This is a genomic window from Amycolatopsis sp. NPDC104819 (assembly GCF_055583145.1).
Map to the genome: position 1 here is coordinate 37279 of NZ_JBVJON010000026.1, position 16479 is coordinate 53757.

The 16479-nt window shown below is 71.7% G+C and carries 19 protein-coding genes; 10 read left to right on the forward strand and 9 right to left on the reverse strand.

Annotated features, from left to right (window positions below):
• Nucleotides 1–26 precede the first annotated feature (26 nt).
• Nucleotides 27–464, forward strand: a complete 438-nt coding sequence (locus ACZ63E_RS44645) for a hypothetical protein (RefSeq protein ID WP_465313241.1) — start codon at nt 27–29, stop codon at nt 462–464.
• Here ACZ63E_RS44645 and ACZ63E_RS44650 read toward each other — a convergent pair.
• Complete coding sequence (locus ACZ63E_RS44650) at nt 461–2014, reverse strand: glycoside hydrolase family 13 protein (protein ID WP_465342388.1); 1554 nt, start codon at nt 2012–2014, stop codon at nt 461–463. The genes ACZ63E_RS44645 and ACZ63E_RS44650 overlap by 4 nt on opposite strands.
• On the reverse strand, nt 2014–2397 hold the full coding sequence (locus ACZ63E_RS44655; RefSeq protein WP_326960134.1) for a globin: 384 nt from the start codon (nt 2395–2397) through the stop codon (nt 2014–2016). The genes ACZ63E_RS44650 and ACZ63E_RS44655 overlap by 1 nt, the downstream gene beginning before the upstream one ends.
• Before the next feature lie 120 nt (nt 2398–2517).
• On the opposite strand from ACZ63E_RS44655, the gene ACZ63E_RS44660 reads away from it, so the two are divergent.
• The gene (locus ACZ63E_RS44660) at nt 2518–3030 is read left to right on the forward strand and encodes a hypothetical protein (RefSeq protein WP_465342389.1); all 513 of its coding nucleotides are present in this window, start codon (nt 2518–2520) and stop codon (nt 3028–3030) included.
• 2 nt (nt 3031–3032) lie between these two features.
• On the opposite strand, the gene ACZ63E_RS44665 is transcribed toward ACZ63E_RS44660, so the two are convergent.
• Nucleotides 3033–4025: a mechanosensitive ion channel family protein gene (locus ACZ63E_RS44665; RefSeq protein ID WP_465342390.1), complete on the reverse strand. Its 993-nt coding sequence runs from the start codon at nt 4023–4025 to the stop codon at nt 3033–3035.
• Nucleotides 4026–4486: 461 nt separating this feature from the next.
• Between ACZ63E_RS44665 and ACZ63E_RS44670 the strand changes: the two genes are divergently transcribed.
• The gene (locus ACZ63E_RS44670) at nt 4487–4984 is read left to right on the forward strand and encodes an HNH endonuclease (protein ID WP_395926704.1); all 498 of its coding nucleotides are present in this window, start codon (nt 4487–4489) and stop codon (nt 4982–4984) included.
• A 105-nt stretch (nt 4985–5089) separates the two neighbouring features.
• Here ACZ63E_RS44670 and ACZ63E_RS44675 read toward each other — a convergent pair whose 3' ends face one another.
• The gene (locus tag ACZ63E_RS44675) at nt 5090–5461 is read right to left on the reverse strand and encodes a hypothetical protein (protein WP_465342391.1); all 372 of its coding nucleotides are present in this window, start codon (nt 5459–5461) and stop codon (nt 5090–5092) included.
• A 278-nt stretch (nt 5462–5739) separates the two neighbouring features.
• Here ACZ63E_RS44675 and ctaJ point away from each other — a divergent pair, with 278 nt between their 5' ends.
• Together ctaJ and ACZ63E_RS44685 are read left to right on the forward strand one after the other, a co-directional pair.
• Nucleotides 5740–5994 (forward strand): aa3-type cytochrome oxidase subunit CtaJ, encoded by a 255-nt coding sequence (gene ctaJ, locus ACZ63E_RS44680; RefSeq protein WP_465313236.1) that lies wholly within the window; start codon nt 5740–5742, stop codon nt 5992–5994.
• Complete coding sequence (locus tag ACZ63E_RS44685) at nt 5981–6469, forward strand: DUF5130 family protein (protein WP_465313235.1); 489 nt, start codon at nt 5981–5983, stop codon at nt 6467–6469. The genes ctaJ and ACZ63E_RS44685 overlap by 14 nt, the downstream gene beginning before the upstream one ends.
• Before the next feature lie 236 nt (nt 6470–6705).
• Here ACZ63E_RS44685 and pepN read toward each other — a convergent pair whose 3' ends face one another.
• Nucleotides 6706–9273: an aminopeptidase N gene (gene pepN, locus ACZ63E_RS44690; RefSeq protein ID WP_465342400.1), complete on the reverse strand. Its 2568-nt coding sequence runs from the start codon at nt 9271–9273 to the stop codon at nt 6706–6708.
• Between the two features lie 160 nt (nt 9274–9433).
• Between pepN and ACZ63E_RS44695 the strand changes: the two genes are divergently transcribed.
• Nucleotides 9434–10054 carry a mycothiol-dependent nitroreductase Rv2466c family protein gene (locus ACZ63E_RS44695; protein ID WP_465313233.1) on the forward strand — a complete coding sequence of 207 codons (621 nt, stop codon included), beginning with the start codon at nt 9434–9436 and terminating at the stop codon, nt 10052–10054.
• A 7-nt stretch (nt 10055–10061) separates the two neighbouring features.
• Here ACZ63E_RS44695 and ACZ63E_RS44700 read toward each other — a convergent pair whose 3' ends face one another.
• Both ACZ63E_RS44700 and ACZ63E_RS44705 read right to left on the reverse strand, forming a co-directional pair.
• Nucleotides 10062–10871, reverse strand: a complete 810-nt coding sequence (locus ACZ63E_RS44700) for an MBL fold metallo-hydrolase (RefSeq protein ID WP_465342392.1) — start codon at nt 10869–10871, stop codon at nt 10062–10064.
• Nucleotides 10868–11590: a 2-phosphosulfolactate phosphatase gene (locus tag ACZ63E_RS44705; protein WP_465342393.1), complete on the reverse strand. Its 723-nt coding sequence runs from the start codon at nt 11588–11590 to the stop codon at nt 10868–10870. Before ACZ63E_RS44705 ends, ACZ63E_RS44700 begins: the two co-directional genes overlap by 4 nt.
• Before the next feature lie 45 nt (nt 11591–11635).
• On the opposite strand from ACZ63E_RS44705, the gene ACZ63E_RS44710 reads away from it, so the two are divergent.
• Both ACZ63E_RS44710 and ACZ63E_RS44715 read left to right on the forward strand, forming a co-directional pair.
• Nucleotides 11636–12109 carry a ribose-5-phosphate isomerase gene (locus tag ACZ63E_RS44710; protein ID WP_465342394.1) on the forward strand — a complete coding sequence of 158 codons (474 nt, stop codon included), beginning with the start codon at nt 11636–11638 and terminating at the stop codon, nt 12107–12109.
• On the forward strand, nt 12109–12918 hold the full coding sequence (locus tag ACZ63E_RS44715; protein WP_465342395.1) for an Fpg/Nei family DNA glycosylase: 810 nt from the start codon (nt 12109–12111) through the stop codon (nt 12916–12918). Before ACZ63E_RS44710 ends, ACZ63E_RS44715 begins: the two co-directional genes overlap by 1 nt.
• Here the strand turns inward: ACZ63E_RS44715 and ACZ63E_RS44720 are convergent.
• Entirely contained in the window at nt 12906–13751 is an 846-nt protein-coding gene (locus ACZ63E_RS44720; RefSeq protein WP_465342396.1) for a type 1 glutamine amidotransferase domain-containing protein, read from the reverse strand. The genes ACZ63E_RS44715 and ACZ63E_RS44720 overlap by 13 nt on opposite strands.
• Before the next feature lie 24 nt (nt 13752–13775).
• The gene (locus tag ACZ63E_RS44725) at nt 13776–14594 is read right to left on the reverse strand and encodes a hypothetical protein (protein ID WP_465342397.1); all 819 of its coding nucleotides are present in this window, start codon (nt 14592–14594) and stop codon (nt 13776–13778) included.
• A gap of 148 nt (nt 14595–14742) precedes the next feature.
• Here ACZ63E_RS44725 and ACZ63E_RS44730 point away from each other — a divergent pair, with 148 nt between their 5' ends.
• Together ACZ63E_RS44730 and ACZ63E_RS44735 are read left to right on the forward strand one after the other, a co-directional pair.
• Complete coding sequence (locus ACZ63E_RS44730) at nt 14743–15618, forward strand: LLM class F420-dependent oxidoreductase (RefSeq protein ID WP_465313227.1); 876 nt, start codon at nt 14743–14745, stop codon at nt 15616–15618.
• A 5-nt stretch (nt 15619–15623) separates the two neighbouring features.
• A complete protein-coding gene (locus tag ACZ63E_RS44735) occupies nt 15624–16073 on the forward strand; it encodes a nuclear transport factor 2 family protein (protein ID WP_465342398.1) in 450 nt (149 codons plus the stop codon).
• Nucleotides 16074–16479: the final 406 nt, after the last annotated feature.

Here is a 16479-nt window from a genome sequence, read left to right on the forward strand (position 1 = left end):
GCGCCTTCCCGGAGGTGAGCCAGTTGATGAGGTTCCCGGCGTTCACCGTGGCCGTGACCCGCGAAGCCGGTCTGTGGACGGCGAAGGTGACCGACGGCCTCGACGGTGCCGAGGGTGAGTTCAAGCAGTTCGCCGACGTCGAGCCCGGCATGCGGAAGACGGTCGCGAACCTGACGGGTCTCCCGGCCGAGCGGTTCCACCTCCGCTGGCGCTACGAGTTCGACGACGCGGACGCGACCGACCTCGTCCTGCAGTACCAGGAGGCGGACCGGCTCGCCGAAGAGGTGACGCGGTGGCGTGAAGGTGTCCGCGCCCGCCTGGTCGCGACGCTGAACGGCCAAATCCCGCAGCGGGCGATCGCCGACCTGGTCGGCCTGTCACACCAGCGGGTCAACCAGATCGCGCGCGGCACGGCGCCGGAGGCGGCCGAAGTCGTCAAGCCCGGCCGGTGGGTCCCGCTCTAGACCAGCCAGGCCGCCGCGTCGGCCGGGAGCTTGCCGTTCACCAGCGGGCTGCTGGCCAGCAGCACCTCGCCCGGCGGCAGCGCGATCGGGCTCGCCGACGTGTTCAGCGCGCACACGAGCCCGCCGCCCTTGCGGCGGAACGCGAAACACCCCGCCGGGGCGCCGTACCACTCCAGCTCTTCCCCGCCGAACGCCGGATGCGTCTTGCGCAGCTCGATCGCCTGGCGGTACAGCGAAAGCGTCGAGTCCTCGTCCTCGATCTGCTTCTCCACCGTCAGCCCGGCCCACTCGGCCGGCATCGGCAGCCACGTGCGCGGGTTGCGGGAGAACCCGAACGGCGGCAGGTCGCCCTCCCAGGGCAGCGGGACGCGGGAGACGTCGCGGCCGAACTCGGCGCCGCTCGTCTTCGCGCGCGGGTCGGCCATCTCCGCGACCGGGATGTCCACGTTGGCCAGGCCGAGCTCTTCGCCGTTGAACAGGTAGACCGCGCCGGGCAGGGCCAGCTCGACCAGCGCCATCGCCCGGGCGCGCCGGACTCCGGTGGGCCCGCCGCCGTAGCGGCTGACCTGGCGCCAGACGTCGTGGTTGCCCAGCGTCCAGGTCGCGGGCGCCCCGGTGCGAGCCGGCACCGCCAGGGACCGCTCGATGGCCGTGCGCATGGCGTCGGCGTCGAAATGGGTCAGCACCAGCCGGAAGTTGAACGCCAGGTGCAGCTCGTCGGGCCGCAGGTAGCGGGAGAGCCGCTCCTCGTCGGTCACCCAGATCTCGCCGACGGCCATCGCGTCCGGGAACTCGTCGAGCACCTTGCGGATCATCTGGTGGATCTCGTGGACGCCGTCGTGGTCCCACCGCGGGTCGTAGTAGTGGCTCGGGCCCAGCGCGTTCGCGCGCGGGTCCATGTCCGGCAGGCCGGGCGGCTTGGCCATGCCGTGCGCGACGTCGATCCGGAAGCCGTCGACCCCGCGTTCGAGCCAGAACCGCAGCGTGCGCTCCAGGTCGGCCGCAACCTCGGGGTTGGCCCAGTTCAGGTCCGGCTGCTGCGGCGCGAACAGGTGCAGGTACCACTGGCCGTCGGGCACCCGGGTCCAGGCCGGGCCGCCGAACGCGCTGACCCAGTTGTTGGGCGGGTCCTCGCCCTTCGGGCCGACGCCGTCGCGGAAGACGTACCGCTCGCGCTCCCGGCTGCCCGGCGCGGCCGCCATCGCCGACTTGAACCAGGCGTGCTGGTTGCTGGTGTGGTTGGGGACGACATCCACGGTGACCTTGATGCCGCGCTTGTGCGCCTCGGTCAGCAGCACGTCGAAGTCGCCGAGGGTGCCGAACATCGGGTCGACGTCGCGCGGGTCGGCGATGTCGTAGCCGTGGTCGGCCATCGGGGAGCGGTAGAACGGGGTCAGCCACAGCGCGTCGACGCCCAGCAGCTCCAGGTAACCGAGCCGGGAGTGGATGCCTTCCAGGTCTCCGACGCCGTCGCCGTCCGAGTCGGCGAACGAACGCACGTAGACCTGGTAGAACACGGCATCCCGCCACCAGTCGGGCCCGGCTCTCATCAGACGAAGCTGTTCATCATGCTGTGGGCGGCCATCTCGAGGTAGGCCCACAGCTGCTGCCGGTAGGGCTCGTCGAGGTTCTCTTCGTCGACGGCGATCCGGATGCAGCGCAGCCAGGCGTCCCGCTCGATCGGCCCGATCTTGAACGGCGCGTGCCGCATCCGCAGCCGCGGGTGCCCGCGCTGGTCGGAGTAGGTGTGGGGGCCGCCCCAGTACTGCATGAGGAACAGCCGGAACCGCTCCTCGGCCGGGCCGAGGTCCTCCTCGGGGTAGAGCGGGCGCAGGATCTCGTCCCGCGCCACCTCCTCGTAGAACCGCCCGACGATCCGGCGGAACGTGGGTTCGCCGCCCACCGCTTCGTAGAGGTTCGCCGGTTCGCTCACTGCAGACACGCCTTCCATTTTGCCCTTCGGGTGCGGGGTTCCGACGCCGGGGACCGAACGTTTCCGGATGGTCGCAAACCCGTTTCCCAGCGTAACGGCGCGGGGCTAGGGTCCCGGACCGTGACCTCCGGACTCGACGGCTGGCGCGCCGACCCGCAACGGTGGAGCGAGCTCGCTTTCGCCGGGACCCTCGACGAGGACGGCCTGCCCGGCGACGCCCACCACGCGGCGCGGGAAGCCGTGCTCCACCTGCTGCTGCGGGACCGCCGTGATTCCGACGCCGGGTTCCTCCGGTACCTCCTGGAGCAGGAGATCCGCCTCCACGAGGACGGCTGGGGCTTCGACGACAGCCTCGGCCTGGCGGTCCTGCTGCTCGGCGAGTGCGGCCACGCCGAAGACGTCTGGCTCATCTGGGAAGCGAAGACCACGAGCTTCGACACGTTTTCCGGCGTCGACGCCTTCCTGCTGTTCCCCGCCGGTGTGGCCGCGACTCTCGAGCACGTCGAGCGCAGTGACCGCGCCGACCGGGACGAGGTGCTGGAGTACTTCCGGGAGCACCTGGTGGAGGACCCGGACGCCGAGCGGGACCGGCCCGCCCGGCTCGCGGGGCGCCGCGAGTACTTCTCAGGCTGACGTCACTTCTCGAGAGCAGTGGCGGAGTTCGGGAACAGCCGGCCCAGCGGCGGCTCGAAGCCGGCTTCCTCGAGCGCGGCCAGCAGCTGGCCGCGCAGGGCCCGCTGGACCGCCCACTGCTTGCCCGGGCGCACCTTCACCGTCAGGCGCAGCTGGATGCCTTCCGGCGTGACGCTCTCCACGCCGAGCATCTCCGGCGGCTCGAGGACGTTCGCCTGCAGCGTCTCGCTCTCGGTGGCCGCCGAGGCGGCGGCCATGAGCACAGTGGACGCGCGCTCGACGTCGGCGGTGTAGCCGAGCGGGACGTCGACCACCGCGACCGCGAAGCCCTGGCTCGAGTTGCCGACGCGCAGCACCTCGCCGTTGCGGACGTACCAGACCGTGCCCTTGAGGTCGCGCAGCGTGGTGATCCGCAGGCCCACGGCCTCGACGGTGCCGGTGGCCTCGCCGATGTCGACGACGTCGCCGACGCCGTACTGGTCCTCGACCATCATGAAGATGCCGGACAGGAAGTCCTTCACCAGGTTCTGCGCGCCGAACCCGATCGCGACGCCGATGATGCCGGCCGAGGCGATGATCGGGCCGAGGTTCAGGCCGAGCTCGCCCAGCACGAGGATGAAGGCGAGGCCGTAGACCAGGAACGTCGCCATCGACTTCAGCACCGAGCCGATGGTCTGGGCGCGCTGGCGGCGGCGTTCGATCACGGCGGAGCCGAGCACCTCGGGGGCGCGCTCGCGCAGGGGCCGCAGCAGCGCCGGGAGCTTGCCGCCGGAGCGCGGCAGCGTCGTGACGCGGTTGATCAGCCGTCTGATCATCAGCCGCACGACGAACGCGATCACGACGATCATCAGGATCTTCAGCGGCTTGGTCAGCAGCCAGTTGGTCGAGCCGGCCAGCCACTCGTTGTTCGTGGCCTTGAACACCTGGTAGCAGAGGGTGCTGGCGTCCGTGATGCAAGGCGTCTGGCCGCCGGCCGCGGTGAGCAGGGGGGACACGGGAGTTCGATCATCCTTTCCGATCAGGTCGGTTTTCCCAACTTCGAGTGGATGTTGGGTCGCGCGGATGTGACACGTCTTGTAACACACGTGCGCTGGGGACCAGTTCTGTGGTCGACTATGCCTACGCCCCTGGAGGTGGTCGAGTGCCAGACCGACAACCCAGCCCCCGCGGCGTCTCCGGCCAAGCCATGGCCGAAGAGACGTCAGAGGTGGTTCTGCGCGCCTACCCGGGGGGATCCGCATCCGGCGGCGCCGTCCCGGCCGGGCCGGGGAACCGCCCAGGGGGAGTTGCAGATCCGGCCGAAAGCAGGCCGGCCCCCGAGCAGCAGGTGATCGTTGCCACCAAGGCCATCGGCCGTGACTGCAGCCGGATCGGCAACGAACGACACAGCACCCGCCCGCCCGGACAGCGTAGTAGAGGCCGGGATCCGGCGGCCCCGGCCTGGGGCCGCCGCCGGGTGCTCCTGCTCAACGCCACTTTCGAGCCGCTGACCGCGCTGCCCCTGCGCCGCGCGGTCGTGCTGGTGATGTGTGGCAAGGCCGAAGTGGTGCACGGCGACCCCGGCGGCATCGAGCTGCACGCCGCGACGGTGTCGCTGCCGGTGCCTTCGGTGATCCGGCTCAGCACGTACGTGCGGGTGCCGTACCGGGCCCAGGTGCCGCTGACCCGCGCCGGGCTGATGCACCGCGACCGGTACCGCTGCGCGTACTGCGGAGGGCGGGCCGAGACGATCGACCACGTCATCCCGCGCAGCCGTGGCGGACCTCACAGCTGGACCAACTGCGTCGCCTGCTGCGCCAAGTGCAACCACCGCAAGGCGGACCGGCTGCTCTCGGAGATCAACTGGCGGCTGCGCGTCGTCCCGCGGGCGCCCCACGGCCCGCACTGGCGGCTGCTCGCGCACTCCAAAGAGGCCGACCCGCTGTGGCGGCCTTATCTCGGCTCTGCGGCTTAACCTCCGGGGCCCGGACATAACGGCGCCCCGGCTGCCTTGCGGCGGCCGGGGCGAGCCGGGTGCTTGCGCGTGTTCAGGTAGTGCGTGCGGCCCTGGGGTGCGGGGTCAGGCAGCGAGCGCGTAGTCGCTCTGGCAGGTGACGCGGGTGCCCATCGTGACGCGCGTGCCGCGGGTGACTCGCGTGCCCCGCGTGACGCGGGTGCCACAGGTGACGCGCGTTCCGGCCGTCACCCGCGTGCCCATCGTGACGCGCGTGCCCCGGGTGACCCGGGTGCCTCGGGTGACCCGCGTTCCGGCCGTCACCCGGGTGCCCATGGTGACGCGCGTTCCCGCCGTGACCCGTGTACCGCGAGTGACGCGTGTACCCCGGGTAACCCTTGTGCCCGCCGTCACACGCGTTCCGGGCACAAATTCGATGCCGCTGAGTGACGTGGTGGTCTCGGTGATCGCCTGTGCGGGGGTGTCGACGCTGTTCATGGCAAGGCCTCCTGGGACCGGTGCGTTACCTGCTGGGGCTGGGGAGCGGGGCGCAAGGCCCGTACAGGTGAAAAAGCTACGAGGATTTCAAGGCAACAACAAGACGACAGCGGCGGGTGCGGCCGCCTGTACGTTGAGTTGCAACCTTTCGGCCCGACGGTCTTCGCCCCAACGTTCCATCGGCCGCGAGCCAAGCGGCGGACGGCACCCGGCTTACGACGAACGGTCGAGTGCGGCGCGCGCGGTGGTCGTGGAGGTCATCCGATACGCTCAGCGCCGTGAACGTTGTCGAGACGATCGTGGTCTTCGCCGTGATCCCGCTGGCCATCTACGGCCTCGCCGGGCTGCTGACGCTCCGGCGCAGGTCCGGCGGCGCAGCGCGGTTCCGGTCCGGCCAGGCGTGGGAGTTTCCGGCCATGTGGTGGAGCGCCAACCCCGACGGGGTGGGCGACGGGCACCGGCACGCCGGCGCCGAGAACAGCGCGCCCGCGGGCGCCCCGACCGCGGCGGGAGGCGCTCGTGGCAACTGGTGAGCTGGTCAAGCCGGTCGACGAGACCGAGCTGGCCTACGGCGAGGCGATCACCGGCAGCGGCCGCCGGTCCGCGGCCAAGATGTACGAGCCCGAGGTGCCGTCCGGCCCGTTCAACACCCGGCAGCTGGCCCGCCTCGACGAGGCGCTGACGTTCGCGAGCCGCGAGACCGGCCTGGACTTCAGCGTGTACCTCGGCGAGCTCGGCGAGGACAGCCGCGCGGAGGCGGAGAAGCTGCACGCGACCACGGCCGACCCGGCCAACGCGGTCCTGATCGCGGTCTCGCCCGGCGAGCGCAAGATCGAGATCGTCACGGGCCGGCTCGCGTACCAGCGCCTGCCCGACCGCGGCGCCAAGCTGGCGGTGGCCAGCATGGTGGCGTCCTTCAAGGAGGGCGATCTGGTTCGCGGGCTCGTCAACGGCCTGGTGAACGCGCTGCGCATGCTGTCCGACCAGGCGGGCCCCGCGCCCCGCTGACGTGGACACCGAAGAGCCCCGCACCTCGAGTGAGGTGCGGGGCTCTTTCACGTGCGGCTTCGGTTCCGGTGTCGCGAATGGGTCATTCGCGACGCGCGAGCCGCGGTCACGACGTCCGGACGCACCCCCTCCCGGCCAAAAACGGACCGGGCCGGTTCCGACGCTGCGTCCTACCCAGCCGCCACGACAAACGAACGGCGGGGCGTGCCGGAGCACGGCCCGCCGCCAAACGAAACTCAGCCCTGGGCGTCGAAGTCCCGGGCCGCGAGCGCCCGGACGATCCCCGCGCGCCCCTCCGAAACCAGCCGACGCAAGGCCTGCGGGTGGTCGCCCGCCAGCCACTCGTCGGAGGCCGTCACCGTGGCCGGGGCCACCGCCCACGACGGGTACAGCCCGATCGCCATCGGCTGCGCGCGCTCGCTGGAACGCCGCTGCCACACCTCGTCGATCACCTCGAAGTACTTCGCCACGTACGAGCCCAGCAGCGCCTTCTGGCCGGGGTGCGAGAAGCCCGAGATGAGCGAGTCGCTGACCGCGTTGGGCAGCTCGTCGTCGTGGACCGCGCGCTGCCACGCGTCGGCCTTGGCCTCCGCCGTCGGGCGCAGGGCCCGGGCCCGCTCGGCCTGGCGGCGGCCCGTCGCCGTGTTGTCGCGGGCCAGCTCGGCGTCGATCTCCGTCGCGTCCGCCTTGCCGTGCGCCACCAGCGCGTGCAGCAGGCGCCAGCGCAGGTCCGTGTCCACCGTGAGACCGGGAAGCGGCGACGAGCCGTCGAACCAGCCGGCCAGCACCGACAACGCGGCCTCGTCCAGCACCGAGCCCGCCAGGGAGTTGACGAACGCCAGCTGGTGGTCCGAGCCCGGCTCGGCGCCGCGGACGAGCTCCAGCAGCCGTGCGGTGAACGCCGGCCAGCCGGTCGAGGCCGCCCACTCCTGCTCGGCGTAGGAGTTCAGCGCGGTCTGCGCCTGCAGCAGCAGCCGCTGGACGACGCCGACCTCGCTCTCGGTGTGGATGCCGCGCTGCACCAGCGTGACGAAGTCGCGGGCCTTCAGCTCGGCCTCGCGGGTCATCTCCCACGCCGCCGACCAGCACAGCGTCCGCGGCAGCGACTCGGTGATGTCGGCGACGCGGTCGATCAGCGTCGTGAGCGACGTCGGGTCGAGGCGCATCGTGCAGTAGGTCAGGTCGTCGTCGTTGACCAGCACGAGCTTGCCCGCGGCCTGGCCGACGAGGTCCGGGACCTCGGTGCGCTCGCCGTCGACGTCCAGCTCGACGCGGTGGGTCCGGACGATCTTGCCGCCGCCGTCCTCGTCGTAGATGCCCACGGCGACGCGGTGCGTGCGCAGCTCACCGGCGCCCGGCTTCGCGCCGGACTGCACCACGGCGAACGACGTGAACTTCCCGTCCGCGCCGACCTCGTAGCGCGGGCTCAGCGAGTTCAGCCCGGTGGTCTCCAGCCACTGCGCGCTCCACCACGACAGGTCGCGGCCGGACGCCTCTTCGAGCGCGCCCAGCAGGTCGGCCAGGGTGGCGTTGCCCCACGCGTGCTTGCCGAAGTACACCTTCAGGCCGTCGAGGAAGTGGTCGAGCCCGACGTAGGAGACGAGCTGCTTGAGCACGCTCGCGCCCTTGGCGTAGGTGATGCCGTCGAAGTTCACCTCGACCGCGTGCAGGTCGACGATGTCCGCGGCGATCGGGTGCGTCGAAGGCAGCTGGTCCTGCCGGTAGGCCCACGACTTCTCGATGTTGGCGAAGCTGGTCCACGCGTTCTTGTACTCGGTCGCCTCGGCCTGGGCCAGCACGCTCGCGAACGTGGCGAACGACTCGTTCAGCCACAGGTCGTCCCACCAGCGCATGGTGACCAGGTCGCCGAACCACATGTGCGCCATCTCGTGCAGCAGCGTCTCGGCGCGCCGCTCGTAGGCGTAGCGGGTGACGCGGCTGCGGAAGACGTAGTCCTCGAGGAAGGTCACCGCGCCGGCGTTCTCCATCGCGCCCGCGTTGAACTCCGGCACGAAGAGCTGGTCGTACTTGGAGAACGGGTAGGGCGTGCCGAACTTCTCGTGGTAGAAGCCGAAGCCCTGCTTGGTCTCGGTGAACAGCCGGTCGGCGTCCATGTGCTCGGCCAGCGACGCGCGGCAGTAGATGCCCAGCGGGATCGTCTTGTGCGCGTCGGTGTACTCGTCGCGCCACTCGGCGTACGGGCCGGCGATCAGCGCGACCAGATAAGTCGAGAGCCGCTCGGACTCCTTGAACACCGTCCGGACCGCGCCTTCCGGCGTCTCGGAGGTGGACTCGGCCATCGTGTTCGAGACGACCTTCCAGTCCGCCGGCGCGACGACGGTCAGCCGGTAGACCGACTTGAGGTCGGGCTGGTCGAAGCAGGCGAACATCCGCTTGGCGTCGGCCGTCTCGAACTGCGTGTACAGGTAGACGCTGTCGTCGACCGGGTCGACGAACCGGTGCAGGCCTTCGCCGGTGTTCATGTACCGGCAGTCGGCGCGCACCGTGAGCTCGTTCGCCTCGGCCAGGCCGGCCAGCGTGAGGCCGCGGTCTTCGACGTACGCGCTGACGTCGACGTCCGCGCCGTTCAGGGTGGCCGAGTGCACGCGGTCGGCGACGAGGTCGACCCAGGTCTCCAGCCCGGCCTTGGCGCTGGAGAAGTGGACGGTCGTCGTCGACGCGAAGGTCTTCTCCCCGGGTCCGCCGTGGCCGTCGGTCAGATCGAGCTCGATGTCGTAGCGGGTGACGTCGAGCAGATCCGCGCGCAGCTTGGCTTGGTCGCGGGTCAGGTTGGGGGCGGGCACAGGCACCTCTGGTCGTGGGATCGGTTTTCAACTCCCCGCATCCAATCATGGGGACGGGGTGGCGGGCGATAAGGGAACAAGCCTGCGTCCCGAGGTGTTGGCCCGCTGTGTGGGGGTGTGCCCGCACCCAGACCGGACCTGATTCGCACAGGAGTACCTGATGACCGCTGCCCAGCAGCCCACGAAGGTCGATTTCTACTTCGACCCGATCTGCCCGTTCGCCTGGATCACGTCGCGCTGGATCCTCGAGGTCGAGAAGCACCGCAACCTCGACCTGAACTTCCGGATCATGAGCCTTTCGGTCCTGAACGAAGGTCGGGACGAGCTGCCCGAGGAGTACAAGAAGCTGCTTTCGCAGGGCTGGGGCCCGGTGCGCGTGGCGGTCGCGCTGTCGCAGCTCAACGGCGAGAAGGCGCTGCGGGACTACTACACCGAGTTCGGCACCCGCTACCACAACGAGGGCAACAAGGACCGCGACGCCGTCATCAAGGAAGCCCTGGCCGCCATCGGCGCGCCCGCGGAGCTCTACGAAGCGGCCGACAAGACCGAGTTCGACGAGGCCCTGAAGAAGAGCCACCACGAGGGCATGGACCCGGTCGGCATGGACGTGGGCACTCCGACGATCCACATCGACGGCGTGGCGTTCTTCGGCCCGGTGCTGAGCTCGATCCCGCGGGGCGAGGACGCGCTGAAGGTGTTCGACGGCGCCGTCGCGCTGGCGAGCTACCCGGACTTCTTCGAGCTCAAGCGCACCCGCTCGGGCGAGCTCAACTTCGGCTGAGACGCCTTCAAGGCGTCCCGAGGGCGGCCAAGGTGACGTCGCCGGGGTAGCGGGAAGCTGCCACGGCGGCCTCCTCGGTCGTCTCGCCGCGCCCGACGCCGGCCTTGAGCGCGATCAGCTCGTGCAGGCCGTGGCGGTGGTAGCGGACGAAGTCGGCGTCGACGGGCTCGCCGTGGCCGGGCACGATCACCCGCGGCTTGAGCTCGAGGAGCGTGTCGAGCGTGTCCGGCCAGGCGGTCAGGTCGGATTCGGTGCTGAAGGAGAATGCGCTGAAGCCGTGTTCGGCGTTCTCGACGACGTCGCCGGCGAAGAGCACGTCGACGTCGGGCACGTGCACCACGACGTCGTGGTCGGTGTGGGCGCGGCCGGGGTGCAGCAGGACGGCGGTCCGGCCGCCCAGGTCGAGCTCGGTCCGGTCGGTGAACAGGTGGTCGGGCACGACGAACGTGGTGCGCGCGATGGCGTCGGCGGTCGCCGCCTTCCCCTCTTGCCGGTAGTAGGCGATCCACTTCGCGCGGGCGTCTTCCGCGTACTCGGTCAGCTCGGCGCGGCAGCCTTCGTGCGCCCAGACCGGGCAGGGCGTGAACCGCTCGGTGCCCCAGGTGTGGTCGAAGTGGGCGTGCGTGTACACCACCGACCACGGCAGCGAGGTCAGCTCGCGGACCGCCGTGGCCAGCTCGGCGCCCTGCTCGAGGTCACCGCGCGTGTCGACGACCAGGCAGCGCTCGGCGCCCACGACCAGCCCGACGGTGAGGTCCAGCTCCTCGTATCGGCGCGCGTGCACCCCGTCGGCGACCTCGATCCAGTGCCCGCTCATGCCAGTACTCCTTCGCTCAGGACGGGTGCAGCATCGCTCACGTCGAGCCGTGCGGCCAGCGTGACGTCGGCGCCGTGCCCCGATTCGGTCAGCTCGCGCCCGGAGACGCAGGACGCCAGCGCGCCGACGTCCACCGATCGGGCGGCGAGCGCGGCTTCGGGGGACAGCGAGAGGCCGTGCCCGGCCAGTGCGGCGGCGATCGCGCCCGCGCCGACCTGGTCTTCGACGCACGGGCGCAGCGGCCCGAACGTGCCGCCGTCGCCGAAGATGTTCACGCCCCAGCGTTCCCCGGCGGCGACCAGGCCAATCGGGCCGCCCAGCTCGTGCGCCTTGGCGGCGACGGCGGAAGCATTGCGCAGGCAGCCCGTCAGCACGCGGGCGCCGGTCGTCGCGGCGGCTTCGCAGAGCGTCGCGCCGTTGGGCGAGGGGAGCGCGAGCAGTGTTCCCGGCGGGATTTCCGTCACAGAAGACGGCCTGAGGGTGAACGCGCCTTCACCCGCGACCACCGCGCCGGCCGCCCGCGCCTGCGCCACGCCGCGCTCGTCGCGCCACCGCACCGGCAGCACCCGCCCGCCGCGGCCCACCACGAGATCCGTCGTGGTGCTGAAGGAAAGGACGTCGACGACCACCAGGACGGCGCACTCCCGGCCGAGCGCGGCGACGCCTTCGCCGCCCCAGTCGAGCCGGACGTCGTAGCCGGACTGCTCCCAGATGCCCACCCCCGGAGCATGCCCGAAACCGGACGGGGTGGCAGACTCCCAGCCGTGCGTGTCTACTTGGGATCCGACCATGCCGGTTTCGAGCTGAAGAACCACCTGGTGGCTCACCTGGAGAAGCAGGGCCACGAGGTCACCGACATCGGCCCGCGGGTCTACGACGCGGCCGACGACTACCCGGCGTTCTGCGTTGAGACGGCGTTGCGCGTGGTGGCCGACGAAGGCAGCCTCGGCGTCGTCGTCGGCGGCTCGGGCAACGGCGAGCAGATCGCGGCGAACAAGGTGCCCGGCGCGCGGGCCGGCCTGGCCTGGAGCGTCGAGACGGCCAAGCTGTGCCGCGAGCACAACCACGCCCAGCTGATCGGGGTCGGCGCCCGGATGCACACCGTCGAGCAGGCCACCGAGATCGTCGAGGCGTTCCTGGCGACCGACGTCTCGCCGGAGGAGCGCCACGCCCGCCGCGTCCAGCAGCTGCTCGACTACGAGCGCACCGGGACGCCGCCGGCGCTGCCGGAGGCCTGATGCCCGAGGGGCACACGCTCCACCGGCTCGCGCGGCTGCACAAGCGCCGGTTCGCCGGCGCGCCGGTCGAGGTGAGCAGCCCGCAGGGCCGGTTCGCCGCCGAAGCGTCCCGTTTGGACGGTCAGGTGCTCGTCGGCGCCGAGGCGTACGGCAAGCACCTCTTCCACGACTACGGCCCGCACGGGATCGTCCACATCCACCTGGGCCTGATCGGGATCTTCGGCGAGGGCAAGGTTCCGGCGCCGCCGCCGGTGGGCGCGGTCCGGATGCGGCTCGTCGGCCGGACACAGTGGACGGACCTGCGCGGGCCGAACACGTGCGAGCTGCTCGACCCGGCCCAGGCCGACGCGATCAAGGGCCGTCTCGGCCCCGACCCGCTGCGCCGGGACGCCAAGCCGGAAAAGGCGTGGGCGCGGATCTCGAAGTCGAAGGTCTCGGTCGCCGCGCTGCTGATGGACCAGGCCGTGCTGGCCGGGGTGGGCAACGTCTACCGCGCCGAAGTGCTGTTCCGCCACGGCATCGCCCCGATGACGCCGGGCCGCGCGCTCGACCGGGCGCTGTGGGACGACATGTGGGCCGACCTGGTGACGTTGATGCGCGACGGCGTCCGCGTCGGCCGCATCGACACGGTCCGCCCGGAGCACCTGCCGGAGGCGATGGGCCGCGCGGCGCGCGTCGACCGCCACGGTGGCGAGGTGTACGTCTACCGCCGCGCCGGCGAGCCGTGCCTGGTGTGCGGGACGCCGGTGCTGACGTCGGAACTGGTGGGCCGGAACCTCTACTGGTGCCCGATCTGTCAGCCGGCCTGAAGCCGCTTCCCGAACGCCTTCGCGAACGTGTGCACGTCGCCGGGCCAGCGCGCTGAGACGTAGTTGCCGTCCTCGACGACGAACGCCGGACGCGCGTCGTCGAGCCGGTCGCGGGCCCGGCCGCTCGCCTGGACGCGGTCGGTCGTGTCGCGGAAGTCCGCCGGCCGGGCCAGCGCGCGCGTGACCTCCTGCTGCACCGACATGTAGCCCTCGGGCTGCCCGGGTTCTTCGCGGTAGGTGCGGTAGTAGTCCGGGTCCCAGAACCGGGTCCGCCGCGCGAGCCGCCAGGCCGTGCGCTCCAGCTGCCAGGTCAGGGCCGTCGTCGTGCGGCCGTGCAGGACCGAGCGGCCGGTGTCCGGGTCGACGCTGCGTGCGGCGAGCAGGACGCCGTGGCAGATCGCCGCGACCGGGAGGTCCCGGCGGAACGCTTCGACGACGATGCCCTGCAGCACGGGGCTTTCGAGGTACTCGCGCATGCCGCGGGCGCGGTGCCCGCCGGGCAGCAGGACGCCGTCGAAGCCGTCGAGCTTGATGTCGTCCCAGCGGATCGGGGTGCGCCACGCGGGATCCCCGAGCAACGTGCGGTGGGCGTCACGCGCGGCTTCGTCGGCTCGCAGCACCCGGCCGAGCGCCGTGAGCTTCCGCAGGCCCGGCACCCGGCTCCACAGGTCGAGGCCCTCGCCGGTGACCATGATCTCGTCGCAGGTGGCCTGCGCGCCGTCCGGCGTCGCGAACCGCACGGTGTGCCCGGCGGCGGTGAGCACCGCGTGGCTCACCGCCACCTCGGACGGGTCGGCATCCCGCGCCGGGACCGGGATCAGGACAGTCGCCATGCGCCCGAGGATGCCAGCCGGTGATCAGAAGTCGAAACCGCCGCCGTCGAAACCGCCACCATCGAAGCCGCCGCCGTCGAAACCGCCGCCGCCCCAGTCGCCGCCGCCCATGTCTCCGCCGCCGTCGCCGCCGAAGTCGCCTCCGCCGTCACCACCGTCGCCGCCCGCGTCGCCGGACTCGAGCGCGTCCTGCTGGCCGGCGTCGTAGCCCGACTCCCAGGCCGACGCGCTGGCGATGCCGCCCATGCCGGAGAACATCGCGCTGAACAGGAACATCGACCCGAGGCCCCAGGCGCCGGCGACGAGCGCGGGCTTCCACCACGGCTCGCTGTACCAGCCCTGCGGCACCGGCCGCCCGGCCACACGGCCGCCGGGGTAGTAGTACGGCGTGTCCTGGCCGGCGTCGGGCGAAGCGGCGTAGTGCTGGCCCTCGACGTCGACGTCGCGGCGCTCGGTCACCTTGCCGGCGCGCTCGCGCTCGGCCTCCTCCGGTAGCTGCGGGCCGGGGTCCATGCCCATCGCGACCCGCGCGGCGCGGACGTAGTAGAGGCCCTCGACGGCGGTGTCCTTGACCAGCCGGGCCTGCTCGATCGTGCGGGCCTGCTCCATCTGCGAGCCGGCCGCGTTGTAGCGCTCGGCCGCGTCGGCCATCGCCTGCTGCGACGCGGTGTCGTTGCCGCTGATGTTGAGGACCTGACCGCCGAGCCGCTCGACGAGCCGCCGCGCGTCGGCCTTGGCGTCGTCGAGCTCCCGCTGCCGGGCCGCGGCGCGCTGCCGCGAGAAGTAGAGGCCGCCACCGACGATCACGACGACGAGCACGATCAGGAAGATCGCGGTGCCCATGGACCAACTCCCAGAAGTTCGGGCCTCGGTGACCGGAAGTCACCTTTGATTCGGACAACGCGGACGTTACGCGGAGGGTTCCCGGCGAGTGATCCGGCACACCGTTCCACCTGGCCGAAGAAACTAGAACACGTTATAGTTCAACGCTATGAAGTTCACCCTGTCGATCGCGATGAACCCCCTCGATCAGCTGGGCGAGCTCGCCCGGGCCGCCGAAGAGGCCGGTTTCGCCTCCATCGCCCTGCCGGACTCGCTCTTCTACGCCGAGACGGTGGACACGGACTACCCGTACACCCCCGACGGCAGCCGGTTCTGGACCGCGGACACCCCCTGGGTGGACCCGCTCGTGGCGACCGCCGCGATGGGCGCGGTCACCAGCCGCATCGAGTTCTACACGTCCGTGCTGAAGCTCGGCTCGCGCAACCCCGTGCTGCTGGCGCGCCAGGTCGGCTCGGCGTCGGTGCTCACCGGCGGCCGCTTCGGGCTCGGGCTCGGCGTCGGCTGGCTGCCGCAGGAGTTCGAGTACTGCGGTGTCCCGTTCGAGCGGCGCGGCAAGCGCGTCGACGAGGCCATCGACGTCCTCCGGCTGATCCTCGACGGCGGCATGGTCGAGTACCACGGCGAGTTCTACGACTTCGACAAGATCCAGATGAGCCCGGCGCCGCCTTCGCGCGTCCCGTTCTACATCGGTGGCCACACCGAAGTCGCGCTGAAGCGCGCCGCCCGGGTCGCCGACGGCTGGTCGTCGGCGATGATGAAGCTCGAGGAGCTGCGCGCCACCATCGCCCGGATCAAGGAGCTGCTGGCCGAGCGCGGCCGCGCGGACGACCCGTTCGAGTACCAGGCCGTCTGCATCGACAAGTTCGGCCTCGACGGTTACCGCGAGCAGGCCGAGGCGGGCGTCACGGACGTCATCACCATGCCGTGGGTGTTCGACGGCGTCGGGTTCGACGCCCCGGTCGAGCCCAAGCTCGAAGCGATCCACAAGTTCGGCGCCGAGATCATCGCGAAGTTCGAGGAGTGACGGGCATGGGCGTGCAGGTCAGCTGGGACACCGAGCGGGAGCAGCCGGCGGCGCGGCGGGCGGCGTTCGCGTCGATGACCGCGGTGACGGCGGGGGACAAGGACGCCTGGCTGGCGCTGTTCGCGCCGGACGCCGTCGTCGAGGACCCGGTCGGGCCGTCGATGTTCGACGCCGAGGGCAAGGGCCACCACGGCCCGGACGGCATCAGCGCGTTCTGGGACATGACGATCGGCAACGTCGAGCGCTTCGAGTTCACCATCCGCGACTCCCACGCGGCGGGGGACGAGTGCGCCAACGTCGGCACGATCACGACGTACCTGCCGGGCGGCTACCGCGTCGACACCGACGGGGTGTTCGTCTACCGCGTCGGCGAGGACGGGCTGATCCGGTCGATGCGGGCGTTCTGGGAGACCGAGCGCGCGATAGCGACGGCGCGGCAGGTCGAGGGGGAGTGAGGTCCCGGCCGCTCGCGCCGCCGGGTTCTCGCGCTGCCCGGCTGCCCGGCTGCCCGGCTGCCCGGCCGCTCCGCCACGCTTCGCTCAGCCGCCCGGCCGCCCGGCCGCTCCGCCGCCCGGCTGCTCCGTCACGCTTCGCTCAGCAGCCCTGTCCCGCCGCGCCGCTTCGCTCAGCCGGTGGCGGGCCACCCGCGAGACGGCTTCGCCGCGCCTCGCCGCTCTGCCCGGCCCCGCCGCCCTGTCCCGCCGCCCCGCTCTGCCCGCCCGCCCCGCCCCGCCCGTCCGCCTGCCCGCCTGCCTGCCCGCCCCGAGTGGGGGGGGGGGGGGGGGGGGGGGGGGGGGGGGGGGGGGGGGGGGGGGGGGGGGGGGGGGGGGGGGGGGGGGGGGGGGGGGGGGGGGGGGGGGG

Bases quoted from the DNA above. Each gene is read 5' to 3' on its own strand.
- ACZ63E_RS44645 (WP_465313241.1), top strand. From the start codon at position 27: ATGAGGTTCCCGGCGTTCACCGTGGCCGTGACCCGCGAAGCCGGTCTG.
- ACZ63E_RS44650 (WP_465342388.1), bottom strand. From the start codon at position 2,014: ATGAGAGCCGGGCCCGACTGGTGGCGGGATGCCGTGTTCTACCAGGTC.
- ACZ63E_RS44675 (WP_465342391.1), bottom strand. From the start codon at position 5,461: ATGAACAGCGTCGACACCCCCGCACAGGCGATCACCGAGACCACCACG.
- ACZ63E_RS44695 (WP_465313233.1), top strand. From the start codon at position 9,434: ATGACCGCTGCCCAGCAGCCCACGAAGGTCGATTTCTACTTCGACCCG.
- ACZ63E_RS44700 (WP_465342392.1), bottom strand. From the start codon at position 10,871: ATGAGCGGGCACTGGATCGAGGTCGCCGACGGGGTGCACGCGCGCCGA.
- ACZ63E_RS44715 (WP_465342395.1), top strand. From the start codon at position 12,109: ATGCCCGAGGGGCACACGCTCCACCGGCTCGCGCGGCTGCACAAGCGC.
- ACZ63E_RS44720 (WP_465342396.1), bottom strand. From the start codon at position 13,751: ATGGCGACTGTCCTGATCCCGGTCCCGGCGCGGGATGCCGACCCGTCC.
- ACZ63E_RS44725 (WP_465342397.1), bottom strand. From the start codon at position 14,594: ATGGGCACCGCGATCTTCCTGATCGTGCTCGTCGTCGTGATCGTCGGT.
- ACZ63E_RS44730 (WP_465313227.1), top strand. From the start codon at position 14,743: ATGAAGTTCACCCTGTCGATCGCGATGAACCCCCTCGATCAGCTGGGC.
- ACZ63E_RS44735 (WP_465342398.1), top strand. From the start codon at position 15,624: ATGGGCGTGCAGGTCAGCTGGGACACCGAGCGGGAGCAGCCGGCGGCG.